The organism is Anaerolineae bacterium, assembly GCA_025062375.1.
In the GTDB taxonomy this organism is placed as follows: Bacteria; Chloroflexota; Anaerolineae; order SpSt-600; family SpSt-600; genus SpSt-600.
In genome coordinates this window covers 91,695-109,962 of sequence record JANXAG010000003.1, presented here as the reverse complement: position 1 = coordinate 109,962, position 18,268 = coordinate 91,695, and the positions used below count along the sequence as shown (strand labels likewise).

Sequence of the window (18,268 nt, the reverse complement as noted above, 5' to 3'; positions counted from 1 at the left end):
AGGCTTTCGCTTAAGGTTCCCCTTTTTCTAAGCGTATATTTTCATGGAGTAATTAATTGCTGCGTTTTTGAGAAAGGGTCCCTACTGTTACTTCAAGGCGATGAAACCTGGCACAAGTATAGCACAGTGGCAATTTCCCCTGCGAGTATAGGATAGTTTCATTTGCAGTGAAGGTTTCATGTCAATGGGAGACGAAGTGTGGTAACAATTTCCAATTTGAGGATTCTGAGGGCACATCCTCCAAACCCCCTGCCGTGGGGCAAGTCCCCTGAACCCCCGATTTTTCCCCGCCCTCGTGGGCTTAAGGTTTGCCGTGGTTTTGGGTCCCACTCGTGGGCGGGGTGCAGGGGTTGGCTGATCGCTCCCTTTTTTGAGGATTCTGGGGGCACATCCCCCAGGCCCCCTGCCAGGGGGCTATGCCCCCTGGACCCCCAAAATTTCCCCACCCTCGTGGGCTTAAGGTTTGTCATGGTTTTGGGTCCCACTCGTGGGCGGGTTGCAGGTGTTGGCTGTGGGTGGGATGCAGGGGTTGGCTGGAGAGCGTCCTCAAACCCCCGGGGCTTTGCTCTTTCTACTTCCGTTATGCTCGCAACGGCGTGAGTAGTCAGGAAAGAAAAGCAGGTAAACTATAAGGGGGATCGTCATGGGTAATAGGTGTGAGGCCGAAAGATTTAAGGTTCATGTCCACATCGAGGAAGCGACAATCCGTCGTCTGGAGAGAGTGGAGGGAGTAAAGGAGGTCATCGCTGCGGTGTACGATGCCTTGGAAGAAATCAGAGAGGGGGTTCAAGTGGGCATGATTAATATGGTTGTCGGGGTCCCTCCTGAACGGGCACAGTTATTCATGGAGCCAGTCTCCCTTCAAGAAGGTCACTAGCTGGAGCGTGGGGATCATTATAAGATGGTCATTGACCACAAGATTGCTCAAAAGAAGAACTTGAAAGTAGGCGATAAACTTATCTGGAAGGAAAAAGAGTTTATCGTAGTGGGGATCATGGAACCCATAGAGACAGCCCCCGATCACTTTGTCCTTATGCCCATTGAAACTGTGCGCCGTCTCCTAAAACAGCCACACGTAACTCACTTTGTGAATGTGGTACCTCAGGACCCAGGGCAGGCAGATGCCCTTGCCGAGCGCATAATCCAGGAGATAAACGTAAATCGAGGGCAGAGGCCGCCAAAGGGCTTCTGATTTTCAACGTAATTATGCTCAGTGAGGCAGTGATTGCAGTGGTGGGCTGGCAGTAATCAATACTATGGTCATGAGCGTCTCCGAGCGCACTCGGGAGATAGGAGTAAAGAAAGCTGTAGGCGCAGAAGACCTTGATATCCTGGCGGAATACCTCGTGGAAGCAGTGGCCATCAGCCTCATGGGTGGATTGATTGGTCTGACCCTTGGCTGCGGAATGGCCGCTATGCTGAATCGGACTATTGCCAGCGCGCTAGAAGATGAGATAGGAGCTCTAGCTTTCGCCCTTATCTTAGGGATCGCAGGTGGGCTCTACCCAGCCTGGAGAGCCGCCAGGCTTGACCCAGTACAAGCTCTGCGTGCCGAGTGAGAATTGACCTGCAGGCTCTCAGGGTATCCTGTAACCCACAAGGCCAAGGGTTCCAGGACCGAAGTGGACGGCTAAGGATGTGGCCAAATCGGTAAGGAAAATCTCCCGATAGTTGAAAAGCCCCTTTATCCGTTCCATAAGTTTTAAACCCTCGTCAGGGGCCTGAGCGTGTACTACTGCCAGATTAACCGGAGCCTCAGTTCCGAGTTTTTCTTTAAACATTTCCACCATCCGGTCAACGGCCCTGGCTGTAGTGCGCACTTTCTCTTTAAGTTCCAGGAGCCCTCCTTCTGCTGTAACTATAATCTTTACGTTCAGAAGAGAGGCCAGTGCGCTCTGGAGCTTGCCCACTCTTCCGCTCATCCGGGCAAAGCGCAGGTCTACCACGAGTATGACGATATTCATCCTATCCCTTAGGACCCTGAGTCTCTCCAAAATCTGCTCCACAGAAGCGCCGGCCCGGGCCATTCTGGCGGCTTCCAGAACCATATAGCCAAGCCCTGCTGAACCCGAAAGGCTGTCAAAAACGTGGACTCTCACCTTGTCGGCCACTTCTGCTGCGGCCATCTCCGCTGAGCGGCAGGTCCCGCTCAGTTTCCCGGTTACGTGGATAGATATAATGTCGGTCGCTTCCCTGGCCAGCTTTTCGTATACTTCCAGAAATTGCCCCACTGACGGCTGCGAGGTAGTAGGTATCATCCCCATTTCATTTATCTTCCGGTAGAAAGTTTCCCGGTCAATTTCTACACCATCCAGGTATGTCTCAGAGCCAAATTGAATATTTATCGGAACCACCGTGACATCCAATTCTTTGTAAAAATCGGGTGGGAGGTCACATGTTGAATCCGTCACTATCTTTATCATATCCCCCTCCTTAAACTTGAGTTATGGCTGGGCTGTAAACCACCCCTATGAGCCCAGGACCCCCGTGAGCAGCTAAAACTGAGGTTATCTCAGCCACAAAAATGCGGTTAGGATTTACCCTTTTAATTAGCTCTTCTTTGAGCATCAGGGCTTCTTCAAAACAGTCCGCATGCAGAACTGCAAGGTCAACCGGTTTAAGGCTTTCCGCTGCTTTAGACACGTGGGAGATAATCTGTTCCAGAGAACGGGCCCTGGTTCTGGTCTGGCCAATGACCACTACCTCGCCTTCTTTCAAGGAAAGGATAGGCTTAACATCCAATAAAGAAGCCATCATGGTCTTCACAGCCCCAACTCTCCCGCTAGCGTGGAGGTACTTAAGGGTTGAGACCGTAGCTACAAGGTTAATTTTATCGCGAAGCTTATAGATTATGTTCAAGATTTCCTCTTTTGTCTTACCCTTCCTGGCGGCTCGGGCCGCTGCTTCGGCCATAAAGCCTGTCCCGGAGGCTATGGAGAGAGAATCCACTACCTCTATATCCAGTTCCGGTAGCATAGCTCTGGCCACCATGGCCGAATTATAGGTCCCACTGTGCTTTGAGGTAATCAGAATTGCGATTATGGAGTCATACTTTTGGGCCATTTTCCTGAAAATTTCCTCAAACTTCCCTACGGGGGGCTGTGAGGTCTGAGGCAACACCCCCTCCCGCATCTTGCGGCAAAGTTCCGCTGTGGTTATATCAAATTCTTCATATGTTTCAGTGTCTATCTGAACGTAAAGCGGGATGACTTCAATTTCAAGCTCCTCGATGATTTCTCTAGGGAGATTAAAGGAGCTATCGGTCAGTATGCCAACCATTGCAGCACCTCCTTTAAAGTTCACCCTTAAGCTTTTCCCGAAGGGCTACTAAAGCTCGGTGGTAGAGGGCTTTGACGGCGCTCTCGGTTTTTCCCATTATTATAGCTATCTCCTGATTGGAAAGCCTTTCCACAAACTTGAGGTAAATAATTTCCTGCTTATCAGGAGGAAGTGACCTTACAGCGGCCATTACCCTCCTCAGACGTTCTTCCTTCTCCAGAGAAGACAGAGGGTCTGTCTCCTCCCCGGAACGGACAGGTAACTCCCCCAAGGGGATAACCTTGCGGCGGGAGTGATCTCTGTGCCAGTTAGCTACCAGATTGTGGGCGATGCGATGAAGCCATGCGTAAAAGGGTAATCCGCGGTTTTCATAATTTTTAATGTGACTCAAGGCTCTTAGAAAAACCTTTGCCGTCAGGTCTTCCGCATCCTCGCGGTTTCCGACCTTGTAGTAGATGTAGCTGTAAATCTTGTCCACATATCGCAGATAAAGGATACCGAAGGCCTCTACATCTTCCCGTGCTTTCTCAATGAGAAAGCTTTCATCGATAAGCTCTTTATCCAAGGAAACCCCCCAAACGCTTCAGAGTTTCACTTAGTGAAGGCGCGGCTTGGCGATTATCTCTAAAATTCGGAGGTCAAAGAAAGATTGAGCGTTCGCCGGTAACACCACTATGGCCGTATCAGCCCCACGTCCAGTGCCGGCTATCGCTATAGCTTCCCGGTCGGTCCTTATGAGGCCAGCATCCGCAGCCATAAGAGTGATCTCTATGGCCACTTTCATCCCTTCTCCGAAGAGCCGAAGGGTAAAGGCAATGATTTCCTCCAGCTGATAGGTGTTGAGCTTGCGCCTTACAGCCCTCCCAACTCCGCCAAAGGCATGAGTGCATGTGAGAATTTTGCCCCCAAGGGCCTCTATAGCGCGACGGTTCTCTTCAGTGAGCTCCTGAAAATCAGGCTTGCGGAAGCCTGTGGAGTGGGTTACTACCACAAGGTTGTAGCCTTGGAAAATTTTAGCAGCCAGGAGGCCCGTTTCCCCCGTGGTAGAAGCTACCACAATGTCCTTTATATTAAGTTCTTTCGCTCTCTTAAGAGCCATCTCCAGTGTTGGGATAGTATTCTGAGGCCCCGGTTCTTCAAAGTAAAGTATTTCGGCCATTTTACTCCCCTCTCCTGCGGAAAATTAGCTTAAGAGGTGTGCCTACGAAGGGATAATGCTTGCGGATGGAGTTTTCCAGATATCGTTCATAGGAAAAGTGAACAAGCTCCGGGTCATTCACAAAGAAAACGAAAGTTGGAGGGGCGGTTGAGGCCTGGGTTGCATAGTAGATTTTAAGGCTTTTACCAGCTTTGGACGGCGGAGTATGAGTTCTGACTGCTTCCTGAATTATGCGGTTGAGCTTGCCAGTGGATATGCGCACAAGCCTTTCCTCTTGCACCCTTAAGGCCAGCGGTATTATCTGGTTTATCCCTTCCCCGGTCTTGGCTGAAACAAAAAGGATAGGGACGTAATCCAGAAAGCGCAGTGCGGCTCTTACAGCCTTTTCATATTCCACCTTTATGCCCGGGCGTTTGGGGACAAGGTCCCATTTGTTCACTATTACTATAACACTTTTGGCCTCTTCCAAGATGTAACCAGCTATGTGAGCATCCTGCGAGGTAACACCTTCAGCTCCATCTAATATCAAGAGCGAGACATCGGAGCGGCTTATGGCCCTCAGGGCTCTGAGGACGCTATACCTTTCCAGGCCTGGCTCTATTTTGCCCTTGCGTCGGATCCCAGCCGTATCAATGAGGATTATGGGATGTCCCTCCCATTCAAAGTAGGTGTCAATGGCATCTCTGGTGGTGCCCGGTATCTCACTGACGATAACCCTTTCCTCGCCCAACAGTCGGTTCAGGATTGAAGATTTCCCCACATTAGGCCTTCCAACGATGGCTATTTTAACAGCTTCAGGCTCGGGTTCTACCTCCGTCCTGGGCAAAAGTTTAACGACTTCATCCATAAGTTGGCCTATCCCTAACCCATGGATGGCGGAAACCGGTATGGGGTCGCCGAGGCCGAGTTCATAGAATTCTGCTACGGCTTCCTGGCGCTTCTCGTTATCCACTTTGTTGACGACTAAAAGCACCGGCTTGCGGGAGCGGCGGAGGATGTCTGCCACATCTTTGTCAGCTGCAGTGGGTCCATCTAAGACATCAACCACCATCAGTATGAGGTCTGCTTCCTCGATAGCCTTCTGGGCCTGTGCCCTTATCAGGTCAACATAGTGAGCTGAAGCTACAGCCAGAGGTTCCCTCTCCCTGGTGATCTCAAAACCGCCTGTATCCACCAAGGTGAAAGGAACTCCATTCCATTCAGCATCAGCATAAAGCCTGTCTCTTGTGGTCCCGGGAATATCCTCCACAATAGCAATTTTCCGACCGGTAAGCCTGTTGAAGAGGGTGGATTTTCCAACGTTAGGCCTTCCGACTATAGCTACTATCGGTTTGCGCACCCATCTCCTCCGCAGGTCTCAATTTAAAGGTATTTTAACACAGGCTTCAAAAGGCACAAACCGGAAAGTATACCGCACCATTACCTCAAGTCTCTATCGCCCTTGAAGCAGTTGCCTGCCCCCAGGAAAAATGATATACTTTCCGCAGGGAGGTATAAATGGTAGAGGCACGGCTCTACCAGAAATTGGAAGAAGGGAAAGTCCAGTGCAACCTCTGCGCCCACCGGTGCAGGATATCACCCGGCAAACTCGGGATTTGTGGTGTAAGGGAAAATCGCGCTGGTACTCTCTACACCCTTGTTTACGGTAAAGCCATTTCCCAGGCTGTTGACCCCGTAGAAAAGAAGCCCCTTTTCCACTTCTACCCCGGAACCACCGCTTTTTCCATAGCCACTGTTGGATGCAACTTTCGGTGCCAGTTTTGTCAGAACTGGGAAATTTCCCAAATGCCGCGCGAAGAAAACCGCATTATCGGCGGAAACATTCCCCCGGAAACCATCGTTAGGAATGCTAAGCGCTACGGTTCCCGCAGTATTGCCTACACTTACACTGAACCCACCATTTTTTTTGAATACGCGTACGATATCGCCGTCCTGGCCCACGAAGAGGGAATCGCCAATATTTACGTAACCAATGGTTATATGACTCCTGAAATGCTGGAGGCTTTTCACCCCTATCTTGATGCTGCTAACGTTGACCTCAAGGCCGGGAAGGACGAATTCTACCGTCAGTACTGTGGGGCAAGGCTCCAACCAGTGATGGATGCCCTCAAAAAGATGAAATCAATGGGTATATGGGTTGAGGTCACCACCCTCATAATCCCCGGCCTCAACGATTCCGAAGATGAATTGCGTTTCATTGCCGATTTCATAGTTAAGGAACTCGGGCCTGAAACCCCATGGCACGTGAGCCGGTTTCATCCCCAGTACAGGATGCTGGATCGTCCACCTACGCCTGTGGCTACTCTTCGCAAAGCACGGGAAATAGGCCTAAAAGCAGGCCTCCGGTACGTATATGAAGGCAACGTCCCAGGAAGTGAAGGAGAAAACACTTATTGCTACAGTTGTGGTCGCCTCCTTATCCGCCGCTTCGGTTTCAGCATTCTGGAATACAGGATAACCAACGGTCACTGTTATAATTGTGGAGCTATTATTGATGGAGTTGGCCTCTGATGCACAAAGTAAACGTATCGCGCCAGGGAGCTCGCCTTACCAAACCCTTCTCCATGATTGAGTTAGCTTACATTGAGGATTTTTCCGTCTCGGTATACCTTTGCCAGGGAACCCTCGCTTGGCACAAACACTTGGACCAGGATGAGCTTTTTCTTGTCCACTCTGGGACCATAAATCTCGACACCGAGTTCGGCTCTTTCACCCTCAATACCGGGGAGCTGTTGCTTGTCCCCAAAGGGGTTTTGCATCGGTCTTCTTCCAGAATGCGCTCTGAGGTATTGCTTTTCAGCCCCAGATTCCTTCCCGATCGCAAAAATGGCCATCGTTTGTCCTTCCCCGAAAACATCCACCTGGCTAAGGTTAATCTTTACCAGGAAAGCCAGACCCTTTCCGTGCCTTACCAAAGCCTGAAGCTCGCTCACGTTGAGGATTTCACCCTCCGCCTCCTTTTCTGTGAAGGGACAAGCACATGGTATGAAAAACCCTCTCGCCCCCTGCTCATTCTGGTAGTGGAGGGAACCTTAAAGGTGGAAAATGGGCCTGAAATTCTGGTTCTCTCCCAGGCTGACTTAACGATAATCCCTCCGCGCTTTAATTACCGATTCCATTCCCCCATGAGAACCCTCGTCCTTACCTTTCAGAAAACACCCCCGCCACGCCCTTAAAGGAGGCTAAACTATGGAGCAATTGGTGGAATGCGTCCCTAACTTCAGCGAAGGCCGTCGGAAAGAAATCATCGAAGCCATAGTTAAAGCAATAGCTGAAGGAGGAAAAGTCTGGATCTTGGATGTGGAATCCGATGAGGATCACAATCGCTCGGTGGTAACTTTTGTGGGAGAGCCGGAAGCAGTGGAGGAGGCCGCCTTCCGGGCGATAAAGAAAGCCGCTGAGCTCATAGACATGGACCAGCACAGAGGTCAGCATCCCCGTATAGGTGCAACCGATGTGGTGCCTTTTGTCCCCCTTAGAGGTGTAACCATGGGGGAATGTGTGGCGGTGGCCAGAAGGCTTGGGGAAAGGGTGGGCAGGGAGCTTGGCATCCCCGTTTACCTCTACGGAGAAGCAGCTACCCGCCCTGAGCGCCAGGACCTGGCCTACATCCGCCGCGGTGAATACGAAGGCCTGAAGAAAACCATCGCCACTGACCCTGATAGAACTCCCGATTTTGGTCCGGCTGTTTTGGGTAAGGCTGGAGCCACTGCCATCGGAGCCAGACCACCTCTCATTGCCTTCAACGTTTACCTCAACACTGATGACGTGAGAATAGCTCGCGAAATAGCCAAATCGGTGAGACACTCTAGCGGGGGGCTTCGCTATGTTAAAGCCCTTGGCCTTCTGGTTAAGGGCAAAGCCCAGATATCCATGAATTTAACTGATTATCGCCAGACCCCGATACACAGAGTAATGGAACTTATACGCCGCGAAGCGGCTCGTTATGGCCTTACCGTTGTATCCAGCGAAGTAGTGGGCTTAATCCCTGAAGACGCCCTTCTGGATGCTGCCATCTATTACTTGCAGCTTGACGGCTTTTCAAAAGAGCAAATCCTGGAGAAAAAACTGGAAAAGCTGCGCTACGGAGGTTAACTATGCTGCCCCTGGGTTTTATCCTGGCTCTCCTGGTAGCTTTCCTTATAGTAGCCGGATGGAAAGAATCCCAATATATAATCAAGCGCCGACAGCCCGATGAACCGGATTCTCCAGCTAACTATGGCCTTCAATTTGAGGAAGTAGAGTTTAAATCCAGAGATGGTATAACCCTCAGAGGGTGGTTTATCCCCGCTCCGAAGGCCAGAGGGACTGTGATTTTCTGCCACGGCCATGCGGGAAGCATGGACCCCGACCTTAAATATGCTCCCTGGTTCCACTCCAGTGGTTTCAATGTATTAATGTTTGATTTTAGAGGACACGGGCGAAGCGAGGGAGATAAAATTTCCATGGGTTACTATGAACGTTTTGACCTCCTGGGAGCCGTTGATTACCTCAAAAAAAGAGGCCTTGACAACATAGGGGTTCTGGGTTTCTCCATGGGTGGGGCTGTGGCTATAACTACCGCAGCTATAGAGCCATCCATAAAAGCCGTAGCGTGCGATGGAGCTTTTGCCAAGCTTGTGGGGGTTCTGATCCGCGGGATAGGAGTTGTAAACCCAGCTTTACGGCCAGCGGGTATAGTAGCTGGCCCTCTCGCCATCCTCTTTGCCTCTGCCAGGCTTGGTGCCTGGCTCCCATCCGCTGATCCCATAAGATGGGTCGCCAGGCTTTCACCGAGGCCTCTTCTTCTCATCCATGGCGAAAGGGATGTCTTCATAAGCACTCAGGAAATCTTAGCCCTATACCGGAGCGCTGGCGAACCCAAGGAACTCTGGATCGTTCCCGGGGCGAACCATAGAAATGCGGATGAGCTCTATCCGGAGGAATATAGAGAGAAAGTTGTAGGCTTTTTTGAGAGATACCTCGGGGGTTCGGGGTGAAACGCTTGATTATCCTAAGCCTTATTTTTTTGCTTTTAACCTCGTGCGCAGAAGAACAAAAGCCAGTCCTTTCCTACGCAGGCCCAGCGTACGTTACCATTAAGAAGAACGAAAGGCTCCCCTTTGCTGAAATTTCCTACCTTGGTCGGAGCCCGCAGGGAGCTGAAGTGCTCATAAAAGGCCAGAAAACTTTAAAACAAAGGGGAGACTCGCTGGATTGGAAAGGAGCTTTATTCCCCGGAGTTGAGCTTGAACTTAAGAGCAGAATCATAAACTTTGACGCCAGAGCTCTCCGCAGCTTTGGCATCTTCACTATCAGAATCACTGAACCATCGCCAGCTCCAGCGCTTCCACCTAAAGAGGCTTTTGCCAAATTTACCGCCATAGTAGTATACCGAACTGGCAAAGGGGAAGGAATTCCAGGAACAACACTCAAGTACAGAGGAAGGGACCCGGAAGGGGCAAAATTTGAGGGGCTTGAGGGGTATCCTTATCGTAAAACAGGCGATTCCCTGGTTTACACCGGGAAGCTTAAGGAAAAGGTTTATTTAGTGCTAAACGTTCGAGTGCTCTATTACAGTGAAAACGTCGTTACTCTGGGCGGGACTGCAGAAATAATTTTCAGTTATTGACGGAGGGTCTGAGGATGGAGGCTGCCTTCTTCGATTTTGATGGCACACTGTTCCGGGGAAGCACATGGAGAGGAATAGTCTGGCACCATCGCACCACCGGAACCAATAAAACCCTGCTGCAGTTTTACCTCTATTTTCACCTTTCTCTCTACCCTCTTTACAGAGTTGGGCTCCTCAAACGCAAAAGCTACTACATGATGTGGGCCAAAAACATGTCCTGGACCTTAAAGGGTTTGACTCTGGACCAGGCCGAAAGAACCTTTCAGTGGCTCTGGGAAAATTACGTGAGACTGCGATTGCGTCCGGAAATTTTGTCCCTTTGGGAAAAACATCGGGGCGAAGGCCGTATGTTGGTGATAGCTTCCGGCTCTTTTGAGCCGCTGATAAAGCTTGTGGGCGATAAATTAGGAGCCGATGGAGTTATTGGGACAGAGCTTGAGGTTAAAAACGGAAAACTTACCGGTAGGATTAAAGGCCCCCTTTGCTTCGGAGAGGGTAAGGCCGAAAAAGTGAAAGCCTTCCTAACTTTACATCCATCAATAGATTTATCCCGAAGCTACGCTTATTCCGACAGCTTTCACGACCTCCCCTTTCTGGAACTGGTGGGCCATCCTGTAGCTGTTTATCCTGATCCGGAGCTGGCTTCTTATGCCCAGACAAAGGGATGGCCAATAATCGGCTCTAAGCCGGCACCTTGAGCTTCCACAGTAGGACAAGCATAAGGATTACAGCTGTGAGGGCCAGCAGAAATACTACAGGTTTAACCCACGGATAAAATCTTAGAAATTCCCTCTGGAAAGAAATCCTCCCTCCCGGCTTTATAAACCACCTCTGTTCTTGCCCTCCTATGCCTAATTCCAGTTCCAGAGAAGAGTTGACCCTGAGGGTTTCCAGCTCCTTAATCCCAATCTCTAAAATTTTGAGGGCAAGCTTCTTAAGGGCTTCGGATTCAAGAACCCTTTCTGAAGCCAGTTGACTCTCCCTCTTCCTCAGGGCTGCTAACTCCAATTCTATAAGACTCAGAGCCTCGGAAGTATCAATCTCTCCCTCAAGAAAGTAACGCTTTCCCAGGAATTCTGAACGCTCATCCCACTCAATGGTGGAAGATCTAAGGGCAGCCAGGCAAAGGGCAAAATCGCTTCTTACCGGAAAACGACTGGCTATCTCCTCTCTTTCGGGAGCAAATTTCTTTCCAAGGGGAAAATTTATTTTAACAACAAAATTACCGCTCTTGTGCGGAGGCAAGGCTACCAGGTCAGGATCCTGGGGATTAAACAGCGGTCCGAGAGCGCAGGAGCACTCCAGTTCTCCGGTGCCAGGCTTCACTTTCACCAGCGCCTTTGCCGAACGACAGAGGGGAAGTTTTGCCCCGAGGATTTCCCAGAAATCCCGGCCAAGAACTTCGTTTACAATTGAAATTGCCTGTTGCGACTCTCCGTCTTCCAGAAACTTTATAGCCAGGAGGGCACTCAATTCTCGCTTGAGTTGAGTTACTTGCCCTGTTCCTGCGGGGACTGGGTAACCCCTTTCTGCCAGGAATTTGGATTTATCTAGATAAGCTATGGCTTCTCTGTAGAGTCCTTCTTTCTGAAACTCCTGGCTCAGGGTTAGGTATATGCTTTGTAAGGTCCATGCCAAGGTTCTCTCGGGAGCTCCTGCTTTTATAGCTTCTTCCATCTCACGGGCAGCTAAAGCGAGGGTGGGCACGTCCACCGAACCATCGCTCAGAAAAGCTCTGTGGTAATAAAGAGCAGCCAGATCTAAAGAAACCCGATGGAGGGTCGGATCCATTGAACGCGCTTTTTCCAGGTATGCCACGGCTTCCCGGTAAAACCGCTCAAAAACTTCCGAATCTGGAGGCAGAGCCATAGCCAGAGTTCGGAAAATGGTTCCGATTTCGTAAAGGGAAAGTGCATCGGCTTTACCCCTCAGCTCCCTGATCCTGTCCTGCAGAGAGGGAACCATTAGAGAGAGCTTTATCTCTGGCGGAAAAGGCTCTTTAATCCAGCGCCATGTTAGCCTGAAGCCATCAAATTCAAAACCTTTCGGCTCAGCCTGGACAATTTCCTCCAGCGCGGTAAGGGTAGGTAAATGCACAGTGACTCTTATACTTTCAATTTTTCCGGGAAAGCCCTGGGGAAGAGGGTAGGAAATGTTAATCGTAGGATAACCTGTAATGAGCACGGAACTCTGTAAAGTTATCACCTCCTTTGAGCCAGGCTCTAAAGTAATCTCCACAGGCTTTTCCCAATCCAAGACTTCTTGGCCTCGTTTCAACAGAGCTTTCTTAGCCGATTTCGGTAAGCTCCCTTGAAGGGAGATAGTTTGAGCTTCAAGCTTGTGGGTGTTTTCAAAACGATAAGAGCAGGAAAAGTCCAAAGATAAGGGCTCTCTGCGAACTATCACGTCCACAGCCAGAGAATTAAGCCTGACTTCTTTTGGTATGTTGAGAGGGATGAGAACTGGAACGGGCGGGGCCTGGGCATTGAGTTCCCAGGCTAAATTTAAGGGTAAAGCCAGCGCAAAGGTCAGCAGCAGTGTAATCTTCAAAATTCTCAATCCATTTCCTCCAGGAAAGCCTGAATAAGTTCAATAGCCTTTTGGCAGGCTCCTTCCCTCGCCTCTAACCATCGGATGCGTGAATCGCTCAATCTGAACCAGTTATACTGGTGACGGATAAAATTTCTCGTGCGTTTTTTCATGATAGCCACTGCTTCTTCCAGACTCAACTCTCCTTTCAGATACCGTCCTATTTCCAAATATCCAACCCCAGACATTGAAGGGAGACTCAGGGAATAACCCATTTTAAGAAGGCTATCCACCTCCGCCACAAGGCCTTTCTCCAGCATGAGCTCTATTCGCCGATCAATCCGTTTATAAAGCTCTGGCCTGGGTAGAGTTAAACCCAGGATAAGAGTTCTGAAAGGAGGAGGGCTCCGGCGACGAAGTTGAGAGAAAGGTTTTCCCGTAGTGAGGCATACTTCCAAGGCTCTTATAACTCTCCTGATGTTTCTTGGGTCTACGAAACGAGCCGCCTCGGGATCAAGTTCCAGGAGGCGATGGAAGAGAACATCAGGGCCTTTATCTTTGGCCTCTTGAAAAAGCTCTTGCCTCAACTCTGGTAAAGGAGGGACGCGGGGCACTTCCCAGCCTTCTATGAAAGCCCAGACATACTGGCCAGTTCCTCCCACCAGCAAAGGGATCTTCCCCCGGGAGAGAATTTCTACCAGAGCTTTCTGAGCCATTTCCAGGAACAAAGCCAGGGTAAAAGTTTCATCTGGATTAACCACATCAATTATATGGTGAGGAACTAAGAGGCGTTCCTCCAGAGTTGGCTTCGCTGTTCCGATGTCCATATACCTGTAAACCTGGCGAGAATCGGCGGAAATAACTTCAACTGGCAAAGTTCTCCCTACGCAGAGGGCAAGCTCTGTTTTTCCCACTCCTGTAGGCCCTACAATGGCTATAAGAGGGGGGTTACTGCTCCTCCACAGCATTCTTGATCAAACTTATACGCTTTATGCTCCCTTTTGGGGAAATCTCAATGGCCAGCAGGTCAATCCGCCAGAAACCGTCCCAGTTTTTCTCCGCTACGTAGGATTGAGCGGCCAGGAGAAGCCTGGCTTTCTTCCAGGGTGTGATGGACTCTTCCGGTGTTCCAAAGCGGCTGGAGCAGCGGGCGCGCACTTCTACAAACACTAAGAACGAGCCTTCCTTTGCTACCAGGTCTACCTCTCCTCCCTGGCATCGGTAATTACGTTCTAAGATGATGTAACCCTGGCTCTGCAAATATCGGGCGGCCAGGTCTTCTCCCAGCCGCCCGACCCTGTGGGTATAATTGCGGGCTTTCATAAGTTAAAATCCCTGCCTGAACAACTCCCCCAGACCACCGCCTAAAAGGCCTAAAATTGCCAATAAAATGAGAGTGATAACCATCATAACTATGCTGAAGAAAAATCCAGCGATGTAGAAACCGCATCCAAACTTAAGACCGTCCATAACGCTTAGTTGGAATCTGGGCTCGCGTTCCATGGTGTGCCTCCTTCTTAGATTTAAAGTTCCCCTACCCCAGCTATCTTTTCGGCTGCGGTATAAGGATCAAGCTCTCTCTTAACCACTTTGTCCAGGATTTCACCAATAGCCTCACGATCAACCTTCGCCAGGATACGCCTCAAAAGCTCCATCCGCAGGATTTCCTCTATCTCCCGGCTTGCTCTGAGTCTCTCTTTCTCTTCCCAGGCACCACTCCCCTTTAGAAAAGCCCAGTGCCTTTCTATGGCTTCTACAAGGGCTTTTATCCCCTCGCCCCGGGTAGCGATAGTCTTGCAAACCGGAGGACGCCACTGGACCCTGTGGGCATCAAATGAAGCTTTTATTTCCATGAGAATACCATGATGGAATATTTTTGCTGAATTGCCAAGGCTCATCATCGTTTCCAAATTCAGCACAACTCCATCTGCCCCTTCCAGATCAGCCTTGTTCACCACAAAGACGTCCGCTATTTCCAGAAGCCCTGCTTTTATCGCCTGAATATCGTCTCCTAATCCCGGCACTTCCACCACTATGGTTGTATGGGCAGTGCTGGCAATATCCACTTCGGTCTGTCCTGCGCCTACCGTTTCCACCAGAATTTTCTCATAACCAGCTGCGTCTAAGATTTTCACGGCATCGGCCGTGGCCCTGGCAAGTCCTCCGAGGCTTCCTCTGGTGGCCATACTGCGAATAAAAACGCCGGGATCGTTGTAAAGGTCTCTCATACGAATGCGATCCCCAAGAATTGCCCCGCCAGTAAAGGGGCTTGATGGGTCTACTGCTACAATGCCAACCTTTAACCCCCGAAGGCGGTATTCTTTGGCCAGTTCATTCACCAGAGTGCTTTTGCCTGTTCCTGGAGCCCCCGTTATTCCTATGATATGGGCTTTCCCGGTGTAGGGGTAAAGGGATTTCAGAATCTTCCGCGCTGAAGCCCCGTCGTTTTCAGCAATGCTTATAAGGCGGGCGATTGCCCTTTTGTCTCCGAAGACAGCGGCCCGGACCAGTTCCTCAAGCATTCTGGCGGCTTCTCCTTATTTCAGCAACTTTGTTGCGAATGTATTCTACGATAGTTTGAGTTGAAGTGCCCGGGCCAAAGATCTCCGCAATACCCGCCTCTTTGAGCTTGGGAACATCTTCATCAGGTATTATGCCTCCAGCAACTACCAGAACATGATCAAGGCCTTTTTCCCTGAGCAATTGAACCACCTTGGGCAGGAGAGCCATGTGAGCTCCGGAGAGGATGGAAAGCCCTACTACATCTACGTCTTCCTGGAGAGCTGCTTCCGCTATCATTTCTGGAGTCTGACGCAAGCCAGTGTAAATTACCTCCATCCCCGCATCTCTCAGGGCTCTCGCCACCACCTTCGCTCCTCGATCATGGCCATCAAGCCCTGGCTTGGCTATGAGAACGCGGATTTTTTCCTCAGTCATCTTTAACCTCCAGACAGCCCCAGAATTTTCCTGGCTTCGGATTCAAACTCTTTCAAGGTATTCATTTCTAAGGCCAAATCCAGCAGGATTTCCAATTGTTCAATTTCCCACCCATCGGGTGCCTCTGCAAGCCATTCGGGCAAAGAGCCAAAGCGTTTGAGAATTATCTTGCGGAGAACCCTTAAGGCTTCTTCCTTTCGGCCCTGGGAGAGACCCTTGATGAGACCCTCCTGAAGGCCCTGTTGAAGGCCTTGCTGAAGGCCTTGCTGAAGGCCCTCCTGAAGGCCTTGCTGAAGGCCTTGCTCCCTGCCCGCTTGAAACCCTGTTTGTAATGCTTTTCGGCGTTCTTCTTCAAGCCATTCTTGAATGAAGGAGACATTCTTCATTTCATCAATCTCCTCCTTAAAGAACTCCCAGAGGAAATCCCTCGGGAAATAACGAGAGGCTACAGTTACTGCTGCCGCCAGGAGGTCAGCCCGTTTGCGAGAGTCCTTTTCACCCAGGATAAGCTCTTTTTCTCGGGCCAAGACCTCTTCCGAAGGTTTTTCTACCAGACTGATCAGCAGAGGCGCAAGCTCCCGGTATTTTCCCTCCCATATCTCTTCTTTCAGTTCCCACAGTTTAATTACAGGGTAGCGAAAGCAGTTAACCACGGTTCCCCCAACCTTAACCGTATACTCCTGCGGAACAGGGGTCCGGCGTGGTTTCAGGTAAAGAGCCAGGGAAATTACAGGTCTATCAAACTGTAAAGAAAGCAGGGCAGAATACTCAAACATCCTCTTAGGGAAATGCCGCTCGTGGCGCAACTGGAATTCCAAATGCACTATATATTCTTTATCCCCCAATCTGGCTTTGTGGACGAAATCCACCCTCCTTTCAGGTAAGGTCAGTTCCACGTTCTTCAAGGTTTCTACAAGATCAAAATTGAGGTTTGGAAATGCCAGCCTCAAAAAGGAAATTACATAATCCCGTGCCAAAATTTTAAGGACCCGATCAAAAAGATTAAAGGTGGCCATCAGATAATAATGGGCTCCCGATATTCTCCGAAGACCTCCTTCAGCGTTTTCATCATCTCACCTAGGGTAGCATAAGCACGTACGCAATCCAGGATGTAGGGCATAAGGTTTTCTCTTTCATCCATGGCTGCGTTGCGGAGGCGCTCCAGACACTGCCGGACTCTTTCGTTGTCCCTTTCCCTGCGAACTTTAGCCAATCGCTCCCGATGGCGCTTTTCGCCTTCCGGATCTATCTTGTGGATAGGGATGGTAATAGGCTCTTCGGAAACGTATTCATTAACGCCCACTATTATGCGCTTTTTCTCATCAATCTCTTTCTGGTAGCGATAGGCAGCATCAGCTATTTCTTTCTGGGGGAACCCTTTCTCTATAGCGGCAATCATCCCACCCATAGCGTCGATTTTGCGGAAATATTCGTAGGCTGCCTCTTCCATTTTGCGGGTCAAATATTCAATGTAATAGCTTCCTCCAAGGGGATCAATGGTGTTTACCACACCCGTCTCGTGAGCGATGATCTGCTGCGTGCGCAAAGCTATACGCACGGCTAATTCTGATGGCAAGGCAAGAGCTTCGTCCATAGAATTCGTGTGAAGCGATTGAGTTCCACCCAGTACCGCCGCTAAGGCCTGAATGGCTACCCTGACAATGTTGTTTTCCGGCTGTTGTGCTGTCAGAGTGCAGCCAGCTGTTTGGGTGTGGAACCGCAACCACCAGGAGCGGGGGTCCTTAGCCCCGAAGCGATGGCGCATCTCCCTGGCCCATATCCTCCTGGCAGCTCTGAATTTAGCGATTTCTTCGAAGAAGTCGTTGTGGGCATTGAAGAAGAAACTGAGGCGTGGAGCAAATTCGTCCACATCAAGTCCGCGCTCAATCCCTGCTTTGACATATTCAAAACCGTCATAAAGGGTAAAAGCTAACTCTTGAACGGCCGTAGCTCCAGCCTCGCGGATGTGATACCCACTTATGGAGATAGTATTCCATTTGGGCACATATTTAGCGCCGAATTCGAAAGTGTCTACAATAAGGCGCATGGAGGGCTTTGGGGGGAAAACAAACTCCTTTTGCGCAATATATTCCTTGAGGATGTCGTTCTGGATAGTGCCTCCAAGCTTAGTCCAAGGGATGCCACGCTTCTCTGCTACCACAAGATACATAGCCCACAGGATAGCAGCAGGGGCGTTTATGGTCATAGAAGTGGTAACTTCGTCCAGCGGAATGCCGTCAAACAGGATTTCCATGTCAGCCAGGGAAGAAACCGCCACTCCACATTTGCCAAACTCCCCTTCCGCCATAGGGTCATCGGTATCGTAACCGTAAAGGGTTGGGGTGTCAAAGGCTACCGAAAGGCCTGTTTCCCCATGTCTAAGCAAGTATTTAAAGCGTTCGTTGGTTTCCTCGGCAGAGCCATACCCCGAGAACATCCTCATAGTCCAGAGTCTTCCACGGTACATTGTGGCATGGATTCCTCTGGTGAAAGGGTACTCACCCGGAAAGCCTAAATCTTCCAGATAGTCAAAGTCGGGAATATCAGCGGGGGTGTAAAGGCGGGCGATGGGCATATCTGAAAGGTTGCGGAAGAGCTCATCTCTTTCGGGGAGTTTGGCCAGCCATTGCTGAAGGGTAGTTTCTTCCCACTGCTCTTTCTTCTCTTCAATCTTTTTCAGGGCCTCTTTATCAAACATCCCTGCCCTCCTGGAGATGGCTTTCTTTAACAAATTTTACCATACACTAAGGGAA

General features: G+C 50.1%; 22 protein-coding genes. 9 read left to right on the top strand and 13 right to left on the bottom strand.

What is annotated here, in order from left to right; all coding sequences use genetic code 11:
* Nucleotides 1–643 precede the first annotated feature (643 nt).
* From NZ653_01900 to NZ653_01890, 3 genes are all read left to right on the top strand, one after another.
* On the top strand, nt 644–877 hold the full coding sequence (locus NZ653_01900; GenBank protein MCS7285884.1) for a hypothetical protein: 234 nt from the start codon (nt 644–646) through the stop codon (nt 875–877).
* Nucleotides 878–1,192, top strand: coding sequence for an ABC transporter permease (locus NZ653_01895; protein ID MCS7285883.1), 315 nt, complete (start codon nt 878–880; stop codon nt 1,190–1,192). It begins immediately after the preceding gene.
* 64 nt (nt 1,193–1,256) lie between these two features.
* The gene (locus NZ653_01890) at nt 1,257–1,559 is read left to right on the top strand and encodes an FtsX-like permease family protein (GenBank protein ID MCS7285882.1); all 303 of its coding nucleotides are present in this window, start codon (nt 1,257–1,259) and stop codon (nt 1,557–1,559) included.
* A gap of 18 nt (nt 1,560–1,577) precedes the next feature.
* Here the strand turns inward: NZ653_01890 and NZ653_01885 are convergent, their stop codons facing one another.
* The 5 genes from NZ653_01885 to der are packed head-to-tail and all read right to left on the bottom strand — an operon-like array spanning nt 1,578 to nt 5,777.
* Nucleotides 1,578–2,423: a DegV family protein gene (locus NZ653_01885; GenBank protein MCS7285881.1), complete on the bottom strand. Its 846-nt coding sequence runs from the start codon at nt 2,421–2,423 to the stop codon at nt 1,578–1,580.
* Between the two features lie 10 nt (nt 2,424–2,433).
* Entirely contained in the window at nt 2,434–3,279 is an 846-nt protein-coding gene (locus NZ653_01880; protein ID MCS7285880.1) for a DegV family protein, read from the bottom strand.
* A gap of 13 nt (nt 3,280–3,292) precedes the next feature.
* The gene (locus NZ653_01875) at nt 3,293–3,844 is read right to left on the bottom strand and encodes a sigma-70 family RNA polymerase sigma factor (GenBank protein MCS7285879.1); all 552 of its coding nucleotides are present in this window, start codon (nt 3,842–3,844) and stop codon (nt 3,293–3,295) included.
* 30 nt (nt 3,845–3,874) lie between these two features.
* Complete coding sequence (locus tag NZ653_01870; GenBank protein MCS7285878.1) at nt 3,875–4,438, bottom strand: hypothetical protein; 564 nt, start codon at nt 4,436–4,438, stop codon at nt 3,875–3,877.
* Between the two features lies 1 nt (nt 4,439).
* Nucleotides 4,440–5,777, bottom strand: a complete 1,338-nt coding sequence (der, locus tag NZ653_01865; GenBank protein MCS7285877.1) for a ribosome biogenesis GTPase Der — start codon at nt 5,775–5,777, stop codon at nt 4,440–4,442.
* A 158-nt stretch (nt 5,778–5,935) separates the two neighbouring features.
* Here der and amrS point away from each other — a divergent pair, with 158 nt between their 5' ends.
* Genes amrS through NZ653_01835 form a run of 6 tightly spaced genes read left to right on the top strand, consistent with a single transcriptional unit; the run spans nt 5,936 to nt 10,747 of the window.
* Complete coding sequence (amrS, locus tag NZ653_01860) at nt 5,936–6,949, top strand: AmmeMemoRadiSam system radical SAM enzyme (GenBank protein MCS7285876.1); 1,014 nt, start codon at nt 5,936–5,938, stop codon at nt 6,947–6,949.
* Nucleotides 6,949–7,614 (top strand): cupin domain-containing protein, encoded by a 666-nt coding sequence (locus NZ653_01855; GenBank protein ID MCS7285875.1) that lies wholly within the window; start codon nt 6,949–6,951, stop codon nt 7,612–7,614. The genes amrS and NZ653_01855 overlap by 1 nt, the downstream gene beginning before the upstream one ends.
* A gap of 13 nt (nt 7,615–7,627) precedes the next feature.
* The gene (ftcD, locus tag NZ653_01850) at nt 7,628–8,533 is read left to right on the top strand and encodes a glutamate formimidoyltransferase (protein MCS7285874.1); all 906 of its coding nucleotides are present in this window, start codon (nt 7,628–7,630) and stop codon (nt 8,531–8,533) included.
* A 2-nt stretch (nt 8,534–8,535) separates the two neighbouring features.
* On the top strand, nt 8,536–9,417 hold the full coding sequence (locus tag NZ653_01845; protein MCS7285873.1) for an alpha/beta fold hydrolase: 882 nt from the start codon (nt 8,536–8,538) through the stop codon (nt 9,415–9,417).
* A complete protein-coding gene (locus tag NZ653_01840; GenBank protein ID MCS7285872.1) occupies nt 9,414–10,049 on the top strand; it encodes a hypothetical protein in 636 nt (211 codons plus the stop codon). Before NZ653_01845 ends, NZ653_01840 begins: the two co-directional genes overlap by 4 nt.
* Nucleotides 10,050–10,063: 14 nt before the next feature.
* Nucleotides 10,064–10,747 (top strand): HAD-IB family hydrolase, encoded by a 684-nt coding sequence (locus tag NZ653_01835; protein MCS7285871.1) that lies wholly within the window; start codon nt 10,064–10,066, stop codon nt 10,745–10,747.
* Here the strand turns inward: NZ653_01835 and NZ653_01830 are convergent.
* Genes NZ653_01830 through NZ653_01795 form a run of 8 tightly spaced genes read right to left on the bottom strand, consistent with a single transcriptional unit; the run spans nt 10,731 to nt 18,213 of the window.
* On the bottom strand, nt 10,731–12,608 hold the full coding sequence (locus tag NZ653_01830) for a hypothetical protein (protein ID MCS7285870.1): 1,878 nt from the start codon (nt 12,606–12,608) through the stop codon (nt 10,731–10,733). The genes NZ653_01835 and NZ653_01830 overlap by 17 nt on opposite strands.
* Nucleotides 12,605–13,546, bottom strand: coding sequence for a tRNA (adenosine(37)-N6)-dimethylallyltransferase MiaA (miaA, locus tag NZ653_01825; protein MCS7285869.1), 942 nt, complete (start codon nt 13,544–13,546; stop codon nt 12,605–12,607). The genes NZ653_01830 and miaA overlap by 4 nt, the downstream gene beginning before the upstream one ends.
* Nucleotides 13,527–13,901, bottom strand: coding sequence for a YraN family protein (locus tag NZ653_01820; GenBank protein ID MCS7285868.1), 375 nt, complete (start codon nt 13,899–13,901; stop codon nt 13,527–13,529). Before NZ653_01820 ends, miaA begins: the two co-directional genes overlap by 20 nt.
* A 3-nt stretch (nt 13,902–13,904) precedes the next feature.
* A complete protein-coding gene (locus NZ653_01815; GenBank protein ID MCS7285867.1) occupies nt 13,905–14,081 on the bottom strand; it encodes a hypothetical protein in 177 nt (58 codons plus the stop codon).
* A 20-nt stretch (nt 14,082–14,101) separates the two neighbouring features.
* Nucleotides 14,102–15,100: a methylmalonyl Co-A mutase-associated GTPase MeaB gene (gene meaB / locus NZ653_01810; protein MCS7285866.1), complete on the bottom strand. Its 999-nt coding sequence runs from the start codon at nt 15,098–15,100 to the stop codon at nt 14,102–14,104.
* Nucleotides 15,093–15,515: a cobalamin B12-binding domain-containing protein gene (locus NZ653_01805; GenBank protein MCS7285865.1), complete on the bottom strand. Its 423-nt coding sequence runs from the start codon at nt 15,513–15,515 to the stop codon at nt 15,093–15,095. The genes meaB and NZ653_01805 overlap by 8 nt, the downstream gene beginning before the upstream one ends.
* Before the next feature lie 2 nt (nt 15,516–15,517).
* Complete coding sequence (locus NZ653_01800; protein ID MCS7285864.1) at nt 15,518–16,531, bottom strand: DUF4351 domain-containing protein; 1,014 nt, start codon at nt 16,529–16,531, stop codon at nt 15,518–15,520.
* Complete coding sequence (locus NZ653_01795) at nt 16,531–18,213, bottom strand: methylmalonyl-CoA mutase family protein (protein MCS7285863.1); 1,683 nt, start codon at nt 18,211–18,213, stop codon at nt 16,531–16,533. The genes NZ653_01800 and NZ653_01795 overlap by 1 nt, the downstream gene beginning before the upstream one ends.
* Nucleotides 18,214–18,268: the final 55 nt, after the last annotated feature.